The 15,096-nt window shown below is 61.4% G+C and carries 14 protein-coding genes; 4 read left to right on the top strand and 10 right to left on the bottom strand.

The window, feature by feature from the left end:
* Positions 1 to 130: 130 nt before the first annotated feature.
* Positions 131 to 1,534, bottom strand: coding sequence for an arylsulfotransferase (asst) (locus tag P1M51_RS00505; protein WP_276246228.1), 1,404 nt, complete (start codon positions 1,532 to 1,534; stop codon positions 131 to 133).
* Positions 1,535 to 1,741: 207 nt separating this feature from the next.
* Positions 1,742 to 2,908: a MarR family transcriptional regulator gene (locus P1M51_RS00500; RefSeq protein ID WP_276246227.1), complete on the bottom strand. Its 1,167-nt coding sequence runs from the start codon at positions 2,906 to 2,908 to the stop codon at positions 1,742 to 1,744.
* A gap of 383 nt (positions 2,909 to 3,291) precedes the next feature.
* Between P1M51_RS00500 and P1M51_RS00495 the strand changes: the two genes are divergently transcribed.
* Together P1M51_RS00495 and argS are read left to right on the top strand one after the other, a co-directional pair.
* On the top strand, positions 3,292 to 3,735 hold the full coding sequence (locus P1M51_RS00495; RefSeq protein ID WP_276246226.1) for an HTH domain-containing protein: 444 nt from the start codon (positions 3,292 to 3,294) through the stop codon (positions 3,733 to 3,735).
* Positions 3,736 to 3,774: 39 nt separating this feature from the next.
* Entirely contained in the window at positions 3,775 to 5,523 is a 1,749-nt protein-coding gene (argS, locus tag P1M51_RS00490; protein WP_276246225.1) for an arginine--tRNA ligase, read from the top strand.
* A 158-nt stretch (positions 5,524 to 5,681) separates the two neighbouring features.
* Here the strand turns inward: argS and P1M51_RS00485 are convergent, their stop codons facing one another.
* A complete protein-coding gene (locus P1M51_RS00485) occupies positions 5,682 to 6,575 on the bottom strand; it encodes a MinD/ParA family protein (protein WP_276246224.1) in 894 nt (297 codons plus the stop codon).
* Between the two features lie 121 nt (positions 6,576 to 6,696).
* On the opposite strand from P1M51_RS00485, the gene prf1 reads away from it, so the two are divergent.
* Together prf1 and P1M51_RS00475 are read left to right on the top strand one after the other, a co-directional pair.
* On the top strand, positions 6,697 to 7,941 hold the full coding sequence (gene prf1, locus P1M51_RS00480) for a peptide chain release factor aRF-1 (protein ID WP_276274733.1): 1,245 nt from the start codon (positions 6,697 to 6,699) through the stop codon (positions 7,939 to 7,941).
* A 124-nt stretch (positions 7,942 to 8,065) separates the two neighbouring features.
* On the top strand, positions 8,066 to 8,824 hold the full coding sequence (locus tag P1M51_RS00475) for a winged helix-turn-helix domain-containing protein (RefSeq protein WP_276274732.1): 759 nt from the start codon (positions 8,066 to 8,068) through the stop codon (positions 8,822 to 8,824).
* Here the strand turns inward: P1M51_RS00475 and P1M51_RS00470 are convergent.
* From P1M51_RS00470 to P1M51_RS00440, 7 genes are read right to left on the bottom strand one after another with little or no spacing between them, the layout of a single operon-like run.
* Positions 8,821 to 9,213 carry a DUF6276 family protein gene (locus tag P1M51_RS00470; RefSeq protein WP_276246221.1) on the bottom strand — a complete coding sequence of 131 codons (393 nt, stop codon included), beginning with the start codon at positions 9,211 to 9,213 and terminating at the stop codon, positions 8,821 to 8,823. The two genes, P1M51_RS00475 and P1M51_RS00470, sit on opposite strands and share 4 nt — an antisense overlap.
* Positions 9,214 to 9,260: 47 nt before the next feature.
* Complete coding sequence (locus tag P1M51_RS00465) at positions 9,261 to 9,941, bottom strand: V-type ATP synthase subunit D (RefSeq protein WP_276246220.1); 681 nt, start codon at positions 9,939 to 9,941, stop codon at positions 9,261 to 9,263.
* Between the two features lie 26 nt (positions 9,942 to 9,967).
* Positions 9,968 to 11,374: an ATP synthase subunit B gene (locus P1M51_RS00460; RefSeq protein WP_276246219.1), complete on the bottom strand. Its 1,407-nt coding sequence runs from the start codon at positions 11,372 to 11,374 to the stop codon at positions 9,968 to 9,970.
* Positions 11,374 to 13,134 (bottom strand): ATP synthase subunit A, encoded by a 1,761-nt coding sequence (locus P1M51_RS00455; RefSeq protein ID WP_276246218.1) that lies wholly within the window; start codon positions 13,132 to 13,134, stop codon positions 11,374 to 11,376. The genes P1M51_RS00460 and P1M51_RS00455 overlap by 1 nt, the downstream gene beginning before the upstream one ends.
* A gap of 3 nt (positions 13,135 to 13,137) precedes the next feature.
* Positions 13,138 to 13,461, bottom strand: a complete 324-nt coding sequence (locus tag P1M51_RS00450; RefSeq protein WP_276246217.1) for a V-type ATP synthase subunit F — start codon at positions 13,459 to 13,461, stop codon at positions 13,138 to 13,140.
* Positions 13,458 to 14,519 (bottom strand): V-type ATP synthase subunit C, encoded by a 1,062-nt coding sequence (locus tag P1M51_RS00445; protein WP_276246216.1) that lies wholly within the window; start codon positions 14,517 to 14,519, stop codon positions 13,458 to 13,460. Before P1M51_RS00445 ends, P1M51_RS00450 begins: the two co-directional genes overlap by 4 nt.
* On the bottom strand, positions 14,516 to 15,094 hold the full coding sequence (locus P1M51_RS00440; RefSeq protein WP_276246215.1) for a V-type ATP synthase subunit E: 579 nt from the start codon (positions 15,092 to 15,094) through the stop codon (positions 14,516 to 14,518). The genes P1M51_RS00445 and P1M51_RS00440 overlap by 4 nt, the downstream gene beginning before the upstream one ends.
* Positions 15,095 to 15,096 lie beyond the last annotated feature (2 nt).

Genomic DNA, 15,096 nt, shown 5'->3' with positions numbered 1-15,096 from the left:
CCACGAATCGCGGGTGAACCGCCGGTCTCCGCCCAGCCAGTCACGAGCGGATGAGAGCCAACGCACACCGACCATGGCGGAGGAAGGTTCGAGGCTGTGGAAAGGTGAACGGTTGGTGAAAACGAGACCGTTATTCGGAGGAAAGGTGGCCGCGCTCAGTTCGACGGTCACGGATCGCCCAACGGACCTCCGCGCCCGCCCACGCGAGGCCAGCGAGCACGCCGACGAGGAGGCCAAGGATTTCGACGAAGCCCATCCACACCGGCGTGATGTAGATGAGTCCGTTGAGGTACTTGCCGGGAATCAGGCTCTTGAGGCCGATGAGTGCCTTGCCGGTCATCGACGAGGAGTGCGATTCGAGGCCGAGCGCGCTGGCGCTCTCCCCACCCGCGCTCTCGTCACCGGTTCCGAGGCGTTCTGCCTCGTACGGGAAGGCGATGTTTACGCTCCAGACGATGTTCCCGCGCTGGTCCACTTCGAAGACGCGGTCCGCGTTCGAGTCAGTAATCAGCGTGTTGCCGTTCGGGAGGCGGTCTGCGTCGCGGGGCCACTGCATCCGCGCGTCCTGCCACAGCCACGTCTGCTTCCACTCGCCGTTCTCGCGCTGATACTCGACGACGCGGTTGTTCTCAGAGTCGGCGACGATTACCGCAGGGCCGCCCCGATTCGGCGGGATGTAGTCGGGATTGTGTTGCTCGTAGAGGATGTCGTGGTTGTCGTCGGCACCGAGCGTCATGTCCTCGATTGCGCCCGCGTCGTTCAGGAAGATGATTTCGTCGTGATTGCGCATGTCGACCATGATGCGGCCGTCGTCGAGGATTTCGACATCGTTGATGTGGGTCCAGTCTTTCGGATACGGACCGCCGGAGCTCGTCTCGTGGACCTCGGTGGCGTTCCACGTCCACTCCGTCTCGTTGGTCTCGGTGTTCACAACGAACACGCGGTCTAGGTAGATGTCGGCGACGACGAGTCGATTCTCGTCGAGACGGTCGACGTCGTGGTAGCGCGACGCCTCCTTGCCCGGCGTGAACTGCGTCCAGACGGTGGTCACCTCGCCCGTTTTGAGGTTCACCCGCTCGACACCGTTCAGCGTGCACGCCTCGGTTCCGTGGACGCGCTCGTAGTGGTCCCACGTCTCCTGGTCGACGCCGTAGGACGCTGCGTCCCACTCGGTCGGACAGCCACCGTTTTCGTAGTGGTGGGAGAAGGCGTACTCGACTGTCGCTTCGGTGCCGGGAACCGGGTCTACGTCCCAGTATCGGTCGTGGGTACCGTTGAAGTACAGCGTCGTACCGTCGGGGTTGAACGCGACCAGTTCGGAAGTTGCCCGGTGGCCCTCGGTGGGATTGCCCTCCCACTGATTCGAGTCCGCTGCGACGACGGTGATGCCGTCTGACTCGGGGGCAATCTGCGCATCCATATCGGGTGCGCCAGACTCGTTGAGGTGGTTTTCGAACGACCCGTTGTTCGACGCCGTTGCGGCTCCGTATCCAACAGTGAGAACCGACACTGCGAGCAGGACGGAGAATACCATTCGGAAGGTTCGCTTTGAGCGCATGGAGGAGGTTATGCGATGAGATGGCGAGTGCTGCTATATAAATGGGAGATTGTTTCATCCGTTGCGTCCCGCGATAACGTGGAATTTCCGCCGGCTATCCCGCTCGCTCACCTCCCGATGTGAGCTGTGGGTGCGTGAAACATTGTTGCCACTCACGAACTCACGTCCGGAGCGGAGACGGACCTACTCCGAGTTAGCCGCGTTGCCAAACGAGGTGGGCGGGGCCGAATCGCGTCGGTCGTCTCGGCCAGTGGATCTCACGATGGCCGGTTCCGCGCCCGGGAGACAGATGAGGTTCTCGCGGCCGAGTTGGATTTTGACCACGTCCCCGTCGTCTGCCATCGCCGATAACAGGCGGCTAACCTTCGACTTGGACCAGTCGGTTTGCGAGACGATAGCCGCCTGGTTTAGTCGGCCGTCGCTCGCGGAGAGGAGGTGTTCGATGAAGGCTTCGTCGGAGTAGATGGTGTCCGCTGGCTTGTCGGTGGACGGTTCGTCCGCCGAAGGCTCGGTAACCGGTTCGGCGCTGTGCGTTGTGGCCTGTGCGGCGTCGTCTCCGCGCTCGATTCGCGAGTGGAGGGCAACCGCTCCGTCGAGGAGCCGACCGGGCCGGAGCCGGCGATTCGAGATGCCGACCGAAAGCACCACGCCGAAGAGGAAGCCAGCGAAGGTGCCGGGAACCGTAATCGGGGACAGCCAATTGGTCGGGTCGCCGCCGAGGCTCAGTTCGCTCTGGTCGCTCAGGAAGTCACCGTCCGAGTCGGTGACCAGCGGATTCGACCCGGTACGTTTCACCTCGGCACTGTCAGTCAGCCCATCGCCGTCGGTGTCGGGTTGGGTCGCAACCGTTCCCTGTTTTCGCTCTTCGCCGTCGCTGAGGCCGTCACCGTCGGTATCGACGGCCGTCGGGTCCGTCGGTCCGTCCAGTTCCTCGCGGTCGGTGAGCCCATCGCCGTCCGTATCGGCTGCCAGCGCGTCGAGCGACTGGTGAATCTCGGTTCCGTCGTCGACGCCATCACCGTCCGTGTCCGCTTGCGTCGGGTCGGTACCGTGGCGTCGTTCGGCGCCATCTTCGAGTCCGTCGCCATCGGTGTCACTCGCGGTGGAGTCCGTTCCGAGGCGAGTCTCAGTCGCCTGGTTTACGCCGTCGCCGTCAACGTCGGCGTCCATCGGCGTCGGGACGGCGAATTCGAGCGCGGCGTCAGTCGTGCCAGGTGGCCCGTCGCTACCGGAGAGCGCGACGGATTTCGGAATCTGTTGGTCTGCGACTGCCACCATCGGAAAAAACGCGATGGCAACGAGTAGCGCCGCCAACAGGGGGAGGTATTTGAACGCGTTGGAGTGAGGCATGGGGCAAATTGATTGTGAATCGAATAGTAGAACAATTATATGTTATGGCCATTGTGTTGAAATTCGTATACTTTCGAGGGTGTTTTCTAGATATTTTGTGCAATAAATGCGAATATTTCTAACACTCGTACAATCAATTGTGCTGGCAGGAATCTGCAAGCGCAACTCGATGTATCCCCCGCGACAAGTGACCCGTGTCGGAAGAGTCAACATCGCCAACCGGCGGGCGTGCTAGAGAGTGTCCCACAGCCTGCCATGTGTCTGACGCCCAGTTCGAAATCACCGGAAGGCGGAGCGATTAATGTCCCCTAAAGGAATATTATTTCAACCAAACTATTTGCGAGAAAACATTAATATGGGTGGTTCACATAGTACAGTCCACAATGAGTCTCGCGCTCACGAGGGAACTGGAGGTGGAGGTGTACATGCGGGCGTTCGTGCCGTGGGAAGCACAGCAACGCCAGCGTGAAATGGTCGAAACACTGCGTGAATACGCAGACGGTGACACGCTCGCGGACGTATCTGTCAACCTGTGGAGCAGTCGCGTCGGCGTCGGTGACGACACCGAAGAGCAGACGCTCCGGACCGTCGCGGAGATCGAGCGGGCGCTCTGTGACGCAGAATGCTCGATGGAACCGTTCTTCAAGACGCGTCCCGGTCGGAGCCACGAGCAGGAGAAACTCACCCTGCCCATCATGTGCGTGTTGGTGCGCGACCAGGGTGAGATTCGCGGCGTCTACCCGTGTTCGAAACCCGACGGCACCGAGAGCGTGCCCGACCTGCTCGAGAAACTCGCGGCCGAACAGCCACTCGAGAATCTCGGCTGAAACCCGTTTTCTTATACCGCCTGCTGGTAAACTGCAGGTATGTTCCTCTCATTTCGGGCAGACGTGCAAGCGGCCCTGTCCGACGCGCTCACCCAGCTTTCGCTTCCGGCGGAGGACCTGGGAATCGAAGAGCCACCCGAAGACGTAGACGCCGTGCTGGCGTCGAGCGCCTCGTTTCGCCTCGCGAGCGAAGCGGGCGCACCACCGCCGAAAATCGCCCAGGACATCGCCGACGCCATCGACACCGACCCCTACGAGTACCTCGCATCGGTGGAGACACTTGGCCCGTACCTGAACTTCCTCCCGACCGAGAAGTACTACGAGGGAACCCTCGACGCCGCCCAGGGCGACGACTACGGCCGCCTCGAACCGACCGGCGACTCTGTCGTCGTCGAGCACACGAGCGCCAATCCGTCGGGACCGATTCACGTCGGCCGCGCCCGCAATCCCATCATCGGAGACGCACTCAGTCGCGTCCTCGACTTCGCCGGTAACGACGTGGAGACCCACTACTACGTAAACGACGCGGGCCGCCAGATGGCCGTGTTCACGTGGGCCTACGAGACGTTCGACGAGGAGGACCTGGATGAGGAACCAGAACGCGACAGCCCCGAATACGACCTCGTGCGCTACTACCGCAAGGGCAACGCCTTCTTAGAGGGGGCAGACCCGGAGGCAGTCGAGGAAGCAGAAGCCGAAATCGCGGCCATCCTGCAAGGTATCGAGGAGGGCGACGAGGACACCTACGAGCGCGTCCAGTACGTCGTCGACACCGTCCTCGGCGGCATGAAGAACACGCTGGAGCGGCTGCCGGCCGAGTTCGACCGCTTCGTCAAGGAGACTACCTTCATGCGCGATGGCTCCTGCGACGACGTGGTCACCCGCCTGAAGGAGTCAGAATACGCCGTCTTCGAAGACGACGCGTGGCAACTCGAACTCGACGAGTTCGGCATCGAGAAGAACCTCGTCTTCCTGCGCTCTGACGGCACTTCGCTGTACACGACGCGCGACCTCGCCCACCACGAGTGGAAGTTCGAGAACTTCGACCGCGCCGTGACGCTCCTGGGTGAAGATCACAAACTGCAGGCAGACCAGCTCAAGTATGCCCTCGACATCCTCGGCAACGACACGAGCAAACTCCAGTCGATTCACTACTCGTGGGTCAACCTCCCCGAAGGCGGCATGAGCACCCGCCGCGGGACGGGCATCGACTTAGACGACCTGTTAGACGAGGCCATCGCTCGCGCCCGCGACGAGGTCGAATCCCGCCTCGACACCCGCCTGCGCGACGACGAACTCACCGAAGAAGACATCCAGCGCATCGCAGAACAGGTCGGCATCGGCGCGGTTCGCTACGACATCGTCTCGAAACAGCCAACGAAGGGCATCACGTTCGAGTGGGAACAGGCCCTCGACTTCGAAGCCCAGAGTGCGCCGTACGTCCAGTACGTCCACGCTCGCGCGTGTGGCATCTTAGACGAGGCCGACGTGCCGACAGAAATCGATGCCAGTGTGCTCTCGACCGAACCGGAACGCGCACTCATCCGGCAGATTGCCCGGTTCCCCGCCGTCATCGAAGAAGCCGCCGAGGAACTGCGCCCACACATCGTGGCGACCTACACCCGCGAGTTCGCAGAGGCGTTCAACCGCTTCTACCGCGAGTGCCCAGTGCTCTCAGAGGAGGACGAAACGGTGCGGTCGGCGCGTCTCGCGCTCGTCGCCGCCTCCCGGACGACCATCGCGAACGCTCTCTCCGTGCTCGGGATTGCCGCGCCGACGTCGATGTGAAAATCGGGTTACGCCGTAAGGCTGCCACCCGCACCGAGCAGGACCATCGCCCCGAAGCCGATGGCGAGCAGCAGGAACAACAGTATCCAACTCAGTCGAACGGACTCATTTTTCTCCATACGCGTCTGTGAGGCCAGGGGTTGCTTAGATGTTTTCTTTCAGCCGAACAGCCCGGCCAGTCGAGAGAGGAGGCCGCGGGACTCTGTTTTCGACGGCTCTGTGGACGCTGTGGGCGCGGCTTCCTCGTCGAGCGGGTCTGGCTCGTCGGTCGAACGCGCCTGTGGTTCCGGGGCCGTCTCCTCGCTCGGCGTCGTCGGTGCGGCTTCCGTGGACGCATCCGCCTCGGGCGCGCTGTCGTCGCCGACCAGCCGAGCGACCAGGTCACGATAGGCCGTCATCGCCGGCCCGTCGGCCGACGAGAGCGGGCGTTCCTCGGCGAGGGCCGCTTCGATTGCGGGGTCCGTCGGAACGGTCGTGAGCACGTCGTACCCGATGCGGGCGTTGATTTCCTCGGTCGAAAGGCCGTGGTCGCCGGCCCGCGTGACCACCACGCCGCTGACCGTGCCGCCGAGGCGTTCTGTGAGCGCCGCCGTCCGGGCGGCGTCGTCCACGGCGACCGGAACCGGCGTCGTGACCAGCAGAACCCCACTCGCGACGGTCAGCGGAATCGCCCCTTCGTGGGTGATTCCCGCGCCGGTATCGACGAACACGTATTCGTAGTCGGCTGCGAGTTCCGAGAGAACAGCCCCGAGGCCCGCCGGGTCAACGTCCGCGTACTTAGTGAGACGACGGTCACCGGGAACGAGCGCGAGGCCGGTCGGACCGGAAACGATGGCATCGGCGAGGGCCGCCTCGTCTGCGAGGACGTCGTGAAGCGTCGGCCCGGCCACCGAAACGCCACAGAGCGCGGCGAGGTTCGGCATGTCGAGGTCGGCGTCCACGACGACCACCTCGTGTCCGGCCTCGTGAGCGAGGAGGGCACAGCACGCCGCCGTCGTCGTCTTTCCAACGCCGCCTTTGCCGCCTGCCACCGCGTAGAGTTCCCCAGCCATTGCGCGTGTCATCCATACACACGGCAAAGGTCACTATAAAGAATCGGGTGATGAACGCCGCCCTGAGCGCGTTCGTAGCGGGTCAAAGGTTACTTACGCGGCCACAGGTTTACCCTAGGTAATGAGTAGGCAGGGAGAAGAGATGGATGACCGGCGGAAATACGAGTTCCAGAAGGTCATCGAGGAACTGGAGCAATACTCCGGCTCCGGGACGCAACTCGTCACCATCTACGTTCCAGAAGACAAGCAGATAAGCGACGTCGTCGCGCACGTCACCCAGGAGCACAGCGAGGCGTCCAACATCAAATCGAAGCAGACGCGAACCGCGGTGCAGGACGCGCTCACCAGCATCAAAGACCGCCTTCGCTACTACGACGTCTACCCACCCGAAAACGGGCTCGTCCTGTTCTCGGGGGCCATCGACACCGGCGGCGGCCAAACCGACATGGTCACGAAGGTCTTAGAGAGTCCGCCAGAACCCGTCGAATCGTTCCGCTATCACTGTGACTCCGCGTTCCTCACCGACCCGCTCGCCGACATGCTCGTGGACAAGGGCCTCATCGGTCTCGTGGTCTTAGACCGCCGCGAAGCGACCGTCGGGTGGCTGAAAGGCAAGCGCATCGAGGCAATCAAGTCCGCCTCGTCGCTCGTCCCCGGCAAGCAGCGCAAAGGTGGCCAGTCCGCCCAGCGTTTCGCTCGCCTGCGTCTCGAAGCCATCGACAACTTCTATCAGGAAGTCGCGGAGATGGCAAACGACCTGTTCGTCCCCTACCGTCACGACATGGACGGCGTCCTCGTCGGCGGCCCCTCCCCCACGAAAGACGAGTTCTTAGACGGCGACTACCTCCACCACGAGATTCAGCAAATCGTCATCGACAAGTTCGACGTCGCCTACACCGACGAAAGTGGCCTGCGCGAACTGGTCGACGCCGCACAGGACGCCCTCGCAGACCACGAGGTGATGAAGGACAAGACCCAGATGGACGAGTTCTTCAAGGAACTCAACGAGGGCGACCTCGCGACCTACGGGTTCGACGCCACCCGACGCAACCTCATCATGGGCTCTGTCGACCGACTCCTCATCAGCGAAGACCTCCGTAAGGACGTCGTGACCTACGAGTGTGCAGACGGCACCGAGGAGTACGAACTCCTAGACCGCCGCAAGAACACGCCGACGCACACGTGCGAGGACGGCAGCGAAGCCGAGGTCAAAGAGCGCGAAGACGCCATCGAGCACCTCATGTCCATCGCAGAAGAGCGCGGGACGGAGACGAAGTTCATCTCGACCGACTTCGAAGAAGGCGACCAACTGCTCCACGCCTTCGGCGGCATTGCGGGCATCCTCCGCTACGCAACAGGCGTCTAACCACACTCTCTCTGCCCACCCACGGTATTGCTGTTCTCTAACATAAGTACCAGAAAATTATTACCTGTCCACTCGCAAGACCGGTCAGGAACAGATGGCCTCGACAGAACCCCCAGAAGCATTGGTGTCAGTACTGACCCGGCGCGGCGAGCTGCTGGAGGCCATCATCGACGAGCCGGCACAGAAGCCGGCACTGGTAGACCGCCTCGGCGTTTCGCGGTCGACCGTGGACCGCGGCCTGCGCGAACTCATGACCCACGGCTTCGCCGAACGCGGCACCGAGGGGTATCAGGCGACGCTGAGCGGGCGCCTCGCCGTTGAAGTCTACTACGAGTTCATCGACGAATCGGCCACCGTGAACGAAGCCAAAGAGCTCCTCTCGCACCTCTCGGCGGACGCCCCCATCACGACCGACCTGCTCTCTGGATGTACCGTCTACGAATCGACCCCGCCGGCGGCCCACGAACCCGTAAACCACCTCGAAGCGCAGTTGCGGTCTGCAACGACCCACCGAGGCGTCACGCACACCATCTCGCAGGCGAACACGCTGAACTGGTTTTTAGACTGCATCCAGGACGGCCTCGACGCAGAGAAAATCCATCAGGAGTCACTGCTCAACTACTTCGCAGAAGACAACCGAGAAGCCATGGAGAAGATGGTCGAGACCGGCAACTTTCGCGTTCTCCAGACCGATACGGTTCCCTTCGGGTTCGCGCTCACCACCCACGAAGACGGCCCAACCCTCGTGAGCGTCATCATCTACAACGACGGCCGAATGGAAGGCGTCATCACGAACGACACCCCCGCCGCCGTCGAGTGGGCTGAGAACTACTACGAATCACTCCGCGAGGAGGCGTTCGACATCACCGACGAGTTCCGCTAGTCGAGAAACTGTTCGAGTTGCGTCTGTCTGCCCCGGAGGTCCGTTGCCGCCTCGATGTCTGGGTCGCGTGCAAGACGGTCTAACACGAGCAGGGGGTCCGTACCCGTCCGCTCGACACGCTCGACGAGGCGCTCGATTTCTGCCCGATTCACTGCGAGCGATGAGAGCAACCCGAGCAACAGCGCCATCGGGACGCTCGCGCCACGAAGCGTCGGGAACTCCCGACTCACCCGCGAGAAGTCGGGGTCTGCGTCGGGCGTGGTCGCCGGCGAGAGCGTGAGACAGCGCGTACACAGCGCGACGACTGGTTCTTCGCCGGCGACGGTGTCACGCAAGTCCTCGGGCACCTCGAACGCGACGACGGGCGACCCGCAGTTCGGACAGTCCATAGCCACGGCTTCTCGCCGTGAAACAATGAGAATGGTGGTTTGCGAAGTCAGTCGTCAGCAGGCACCGGCTGGGCCTCGTCGGCCTCGCGGGCTGCTTTCTCCTCTTCCTCTTTCTTCGCTTTGATCTTCTTCAGTCGGAAGATCTCTTCGCGCTCTTGCTCTTCGAGTTTCTGCTCGATGAACTCTTGGCCCTCGTACAGTTCGGGCAGCAGCTTGAACTCGAGTGCGTTGACACGACGCTTGGTCGTCTCGATTTCGTCGAGCATCTTCTTCATCGCCGTCTCCACCTCGGCCGCGAGGATGATGCTGTCGAGCAATTCCTCGTAGGCGTCTGCGGTTTCGTCGATGCGAGCGCTGGTTCCGAGCACGCCGTAGCCACGCTGGTCGAGCGTCTTTTTGACGCGCGACGACTCGATTTGTGGCACGACGACGCCCATGATGTTTTTCGATTGGGTCGTAATCTCTGGGTGTTCCTTGAGGGCGGCGGCGGCACCACGAACGGCGACGTCGCCTTCCATCGCGCGGGCCATGTTGATGGTCCGCTGGGCGCGCTGATAGTTCTCCTCGACACCGGCGCGGACGTCCCGGGCCTGGTCGAGGATGTCCATGAACTCCATGATGAGGCCGTCACGCTTCTTCTCAAGCGTGCCGTGGCCTCGCTCGGAGAGGTCGATGCGATCTTCGATCGCCATCAGGTTTTTCCGAGTTGGTTTGACGTCAGTGGCCATGGTAGACTCCTACGGGCGGGATGCCCTTATGCCTCCGCCTCGATAGCGTCTGCTTCCTCGTAGTACTTCTCGATGAGCTCTTCGTCGATGCGGTTGAGCTCTTCTTTTGGCAGCATCGAGAGCAGGTTCCAGCCGATGTTGAGGGTTTCCTCAATCGAACGGTTCGTGTGTGTACCCTGCTGGACGAACTCATTTTCGAAGCGCTCTGCGAAGTCGAGGTACTTGTTGTCACGCTCGCTGAGTGCCTCGCGACCGACAATGTTCACGAGGTCACGAAGGTCCTCACCCTCTGCGTACGCGGCGTACATCTGGTCAGAGACGTCGGCGTGGTCGTCACGGGTGAGACCTTCGCCGATACCGTCGTCCATGAGACGGGAGAGAGATGGGAGCACGTTCACTGGTGGCTCGAGACCCTGACTGTTCAGGTCACGGTCCATCACAATCTGCCCTTCCGTAATGTAGCCGGTCAGGTCAGGGATTGGGTGCGTGTCGTCGTCACCAGGCATCGTGAGAATCGGAATCTGCGTAACCGTCCCCTCACGACCCTTGATGCGGCCTGCACGCTCGTAGAGCGTAGCAAGGTCAGTGTACATGTAACCTGGGTACCCACGTCGACCAGGAACCTCCTCACGTGCGGCACCGATTTCACGGAGTGCCTCACAGTAGTTGGTCATGTCCGTCAGGATGACGAGCACGTGGTAGCCCTTCTCGAAGGCCAGGTACTCTGCGGTGGTGAGTGCGAGGCGCGGCGTGACCGTCCGCTCGACTGCGGGGTCGTCTGCCAGGTTCATGAAGACCACAGAGCGTTCGAGTGCGCCCGTGCGCTCGAAGTCTTCCATGAACTCGTTTGCCTCTTCTGCGGTGATACCCATCGCACCGAAAATCACGGCGAACTCGGTGCCCTCGCCTTCGTCGCCTGCTTCCTCAGGCACGGTCGCCTGACGAGCAATCTGGAGTGCGAGGTCGTTGTGTGGCAGACCAGATGCCGAGAAAATCGGCAGTTTCTGGCCGCGCACGAGGGTGTTCATGCCGTCGATGGAGGAGACACCCGTCTGGATGAACTCCTCTGGGTACTCACGCGAGTACGGGTTAATTGCTTCACCCACGATGTCGCGGCGCTCTTCTGGGACGATGTCAGGGCCGCCGTCGATTGGCTTGCCCGACCCGTCCATGACGCGCCCGAGAAGGTCCTCGGTCACTGGCATCTTCATCGTCTCGCCAAGGAAGCGGACGGATGCCTTGCGGTTGAGACCGGTTGTACCTTCGAAGACCTGAATGGCCACGAGACCAGTACTCGATTCGAGCACCTGACCACGCTTGATCTCGCCTTCAGGCGTCTCGATTTCGACGATTTCGTCGTACCCAATTGGTTCGTCGACTTCGACGAACACCAGCGGGCCACTGATTTCGGTGATTGTCTGGTACTCTTTCATTAGTAGAGCTCCCGGAGTTGTTCGGTGATTTCGGCTTCGAGGTCGTCGATGAACTCGTTGTAGTCCTCAGCCGTTCCGATACGGTTCAGACGTGGCGCTGCACTGATAGCCGTAATCTCCTCGACTGGGAGACCGGCTTCGAGTGCCTTGAACGCCTCATCGTTGAACGTCTTGATTGCCAGAATGATGCGGTAGGTTTTCTCCGGTGGGCAGAACGTATCCACGTCGTGGAATGCGTTCTGCTGGAGGAATGCCTCACGTAGGTAGCGAGCGACTTCGAGGGTCAGCTGCTGGTCTGCTGGGAGGGCGTCCTTACCGACGAGCTGGACAATCTCTCGGAGTTCCGTTTCCTCGTCGAGCACGTCGACCGCCCACTGGCGCGTTTCTGGCCAGTCTTCGGCGACATTCTCGACGAACCATGGGTCGAGCTGCTCACGGTAGAGCGAGTAGGACTCGTTCCAATTGATGGATGGGAAGTGACGACGCTCTGCTAAGTCTGCGTCGAGTGCCCAGAACGTTTTGACGATACGCAGAGTGTTCTGCGTAACTGGTTCGGAGAAGTCACCGCCTGGTGGGCTGACTGCACCCACAACGGAAATCGACCCTTCCGTGCCGTTCATGTTCTCGAACATTCCTGCACGCTCGTAGAACTGGGAAAGACGTGCCGAAAGGTACGCTGGGTACCCTTCTTCACCGGGCATCTCTTCGAGACGCGAGGAGATTTCACGCATTGCCTCTGCCCAGCGAGACGTGGAGTCTGCCATCAGTGCAACGTCGTATCCCATGTCGCGGTAGAATTCAGCGATAGTGATTCCCGTGTACACACAGGACTCACGCGCTGCGACGGGCATGTTGGACGTGTTTGCGATGAGGCAGGTACGGCTCATGAGCGGCTTCCCGGTCTTTGGGTCCTCCAGGTTCGGGAAGTCGTCGATAACCTCGGTCATCTCGTTACCGCGCTCACCACAGCCGATGTAGACAACGATGTCTGCGTCGGACCACTTGGCAAGCTGCTGCTGGGTAACCGTCTTCCCGGACCCGAATGGGCCTGGGATTGCGGCCGTCCCACCTTTCGCGATTGGGAACAGGCCGTCCTGGATACGCTGACCCGTGACGAGTGGTTCGCGTGGGGTCTTCTTGCTGACCGTTGGGCGTGCCTTACGCACTGGCCATTCCTGTCGCATCGTGATTTCCTCGCCGTTTTCGAGTTCGACGACCGGCTCTTCGACGTTGAAGTTGCCCGATTCGGTGGAGGCAACGACGCCGCCTTCGAAGTCTGGCGGGACCATCACTTTGTGCTCGATACTCTCGGTCTCTGGGACCGTGCCAACGATGTCGCCCGGTGCGACTTCGTCGCCTGCGTCGACGGTAGGAGTGAATTCCCACGTCTTTTCAAGGTCGACACCAGGGGCGTCGACACCACGGTCGAGGAAGGCACCCATCTTCTCTTCAAGGACGTCGAGTGGGCGCTGGACACCATCGTAGATGGAGTACAGCATCCCCGGTCCGAGGTCGACGGTGAGCGGTTCGCCGGTACTCTCGACCGGTTCGCCGGGTGCGACGTTGGACGTTTCCTCGTAGACCTGAATCGTCGTCAGGTTACCTTCGATTTCGATGACCTCGCCCATCAGACCTTCGTGGCCGACGTACACGACGTCGTTCATTCGGGCTTCGAGGTCCGTGGCGGTCACAACGGGACCGCTCACGCTCTCGATGACACCATCTTGTCGTACGGTGTCGGATTCGGTTGCTTGGCTCATGGTTTAGTCTTGCTCCATCAGGTCGATACCGATAGCCCGCTTGATCTTGTCGCGGAGGCCGCCACTGCCGGCGCCACCTCCGAGCGTCACGAGCGTCGGTTCAACGCTTGTTTCGACGTTATTGCGAACGTTGCGTGAGAGGTATTCGAGGTCGGGGTCGTGCATGACGACAATCCCGACATTCTCGTCGTCGAGGATGCGCTGGACGGCGTCGTCCAGTTCTGTCTCTTTGTCCTCTTCTGCGACGTTCTCGAACTTGCGGACACCCGCAAGCCGAAAGCCCGTCGTGAAGTCGGGGCTTCCAATCACGGCAATTTCCTGGCTCATTGTATCACCAGTTCGTCTTCAATTTCGTCTGCTTCGAGTCCTGCCTCGAGGCCGCGCGCGATGGCGCGGATGTTCTCGACCTCGCGCTCTTTGGCGAGGATGTACGCGAGCACCGGGCACACCGACAGTGGGAAGGCGTGACTCAGGTGGTCGGAGTATTCGAGCAGGGCCTCGTCGAGCGCGTGCTCGAACGCGATGAGGCTGTCTGCGGCTTCGAGCTGGTCGAGGGCCGCAGAAAGGTCGTCGCCGTACGGTCCGTCGCGGATGCGTGCGACCAGCTCGTCAGTGTTGGAGACGAGTTGGCGCATTTCCGTCGCAGAGAAGAGTCGTCCGCCGTCGATAAAGTATTCAGACGGGTCAATGTCCGCACCACTTCGTGCGAGACGAAGCGCGTTGCGGACGTTACGGAAGTCAATCTCTGCGCGGAGGAACTCGACGTAGAGTCCCGTCGCGCGGTCCGGTTCCGGCGGCAGCGCGTTCACGAGCGTGCCGTAGAAGGCACGGTCGATGGCGTTTTCGAGGGGGACGAGAACGCCCTTTTCCTCGTATTCGGGGTACGCGGCAGCGAGTGGCTTGCCGAAAATCGTGCCCGAAAGCATGTCCACGACGTCCTCGATGTCCGTCGCTTCGGTGAGACGGGCGAGGAAGTCGTCGTCGAATTCGCCTGCACGCACGAGGTCGGCCTCGACGTCTTCGCGGGCAGAGTCCGCGTAGATGCCGCGGATAATCGTCTTGACGTTCCAGGCGTCGAACTTCCGGAGGTACCGGGCGATGTAGTCGTAGAGTTTGCCGTCCGCCCAGCGAAGCAGGTCGTTGAAGTGCTTCGCCAGATTCCGGTTGAGGGCGAACTCGATGAGGTCGACGCCGCTGTAGCGGGAGCCGAGTGCATTCATCTCCTCTTCGTACTCCGTCTCCTCCATGAAGCGCGCAATCTCGCCAGGACCCATCCGGACGAGTTTGCGGTAGTCCTCTTCGCTGAACAGCGCTGCCCGGCGCGACCGAACACGTGCAGTGACGTACTCGTAGTTCGAACTGGTGTCGGTCACCCGTGCCTTCATTGGTCGAATAACCGCTCGCTTGTTTCTTTCAGGTTGTTCTCCCAGACACGGTCGAGTACCGAGTCAAACGTGTTGTTGACACGGATACGCGACTTCTCACTCTCGAGCACGACGCCGCCGAGGCAGTCGTATTCGCCAGCGTAGGCGTAGTCGTACTCGTCTGCAAGGGTTTCGAGCAGTGCAGCGTCGTCGGCACGGCCGTAGATCGTGACATCGTCGCCGTCGTCGAACTCCTCGCTTGCGACATCGAGCAGCTCACGGGTGAGCTCCTCACGAGTGTCGCCTTCGAGGTTTGCGATTGCCACTTCGACGTCCTCGCGAACCTGTGCCAGGACGTTGCGGCGTGCTTCAAGGCGCTTTTGCTTGGCCTCTAGCTTCGCACTCGATAGCTGCTGCTCTCGCATCTGTGTGATTTCGCGCTCTACTTCCCGCTCTCGTTCGTCGAGAATCTCCGCGGCGTCGGATTCGGCCTCAGAGACAAGCTCTTCGGCACGCTCCTCGCCCTCTGCGCGTATCTCTTCCGCACGCGCGCGGGCTTCTTCCCGGATATCCTCAACAACTGTCTCGAGACTCATGG

It is taken from the genome of Haladaptatus sp. QDMS2, from assembly GCF_029338295.1.
GTDB lineage: Archaea > Halobacteriota > Halobacteria > Halobacteriales > Halococcaceae > QDMS2.
The sequence above is the reverse complement of the archived record's forward strand: the minus strand, read 5'-3'. Positions and strand labels throughout refer to the sequence as shown.

What these genes read in the sequence shown, in the direction of transcription:
- P1M51_RS00505 (WP_276246228.1), bottom strand. Translation starts at nt 1,534, where the DNA reads ATGGTATTCTCCGTCCTGCTCGCAGTGTCGGTTCTCACTGTTGGATAC.
- P1M51_RS00500 (WP_276246227.1), bottom strand. Translation starts at nt 2,908, where the DNA reads ATGCCTCACTCCAACGCGTTCAAATACCTCCCCCTGTTGGCGGCGCTA.
- P1M51_RS00495 (WP_276246226.1), top strand. Translation starts at nt 3,292, where the DNA reads ATGAGTCTCGCGCTCACGAGGGAACTGGAGGTGGAGGTGTACATGCGG.
- argS (WP_276246225.1), top strand. Translation starts at nt 3,775, where the DNA reads ATGTTCCTCTCATTTCGGGCAGACGTGCAAGCGGCCCTGTCCGACGCG.
- P1M51_RS00485 (WP_276246224.1), bottom strand. Translation starts at nt 6,575, where the DNA reads ATGGCTGGGGAACTCTACGCGGTGGCAGGCGGCAAAGGCGGCGTTGGA.
- prf1 (WP_276274733.1), top strand. Translation starts at nt 6,697, where the DNA reads ATGAGTAGGCAGGGAGAAGAGATGGATGACCGGCGGAAATACGAGTTC.
- P1M51_RS00470 (WP_276246221.1), bottom strand. Translation starts at nt 9,213, where the DNA reads ATGGACTGTCCGAACTGCGGGTCGCCCGTCGTCGCGTTCGAGGTGCCC.
- P1M51_RS00465 (WP_276246220.1), bottom strand. Translation starts at nt 9,941, where the DNA reads ATGGCCACTGACGTCAAACCAACTCGGAAAAACCTGATGGCGATCGAA.
- P1M51_RS00460 (WP_276246219.1), bottom strand. Translation starts at nt 11,374, where the DNA reads ATGAAAGAGTACCAGACAATCACCGAAATCAGTGGCCCGCTGGTGTTC.
- P1M51_RS00455 (WP_276246218.1), bottom strand. Translation starts at nt 13,134, where the DNA reads ATGAGCCAAGCAACCGAATCCGACACCGTACGACAAGATGGTGTCATC.
- P1M51_RS00450 (WP_276246217.1), bottom strand. Translation starts at nt 13,461, where the DNA reads ATGAGCCAGGAAATTGCCGTGATTGGAAGCCCCGACTTCACGACGGGC.
- P1M51_RS00445 (WP_276246216.1), bottom strand. Translation starts at nt 14,519, where the DNA reads ATGAAGGCACGGGTGACCGACACCAGTTCGAACTACGAGTACGTCACT.
- P1M51_RS00440 (WP_276246215.1), bottom strand. Translation starts at nt 15,094, where the DNA reads ATGAGTCTCGAGACAGTTGTTGAGGATATCCGGGAAGAAGCCCGCGCG.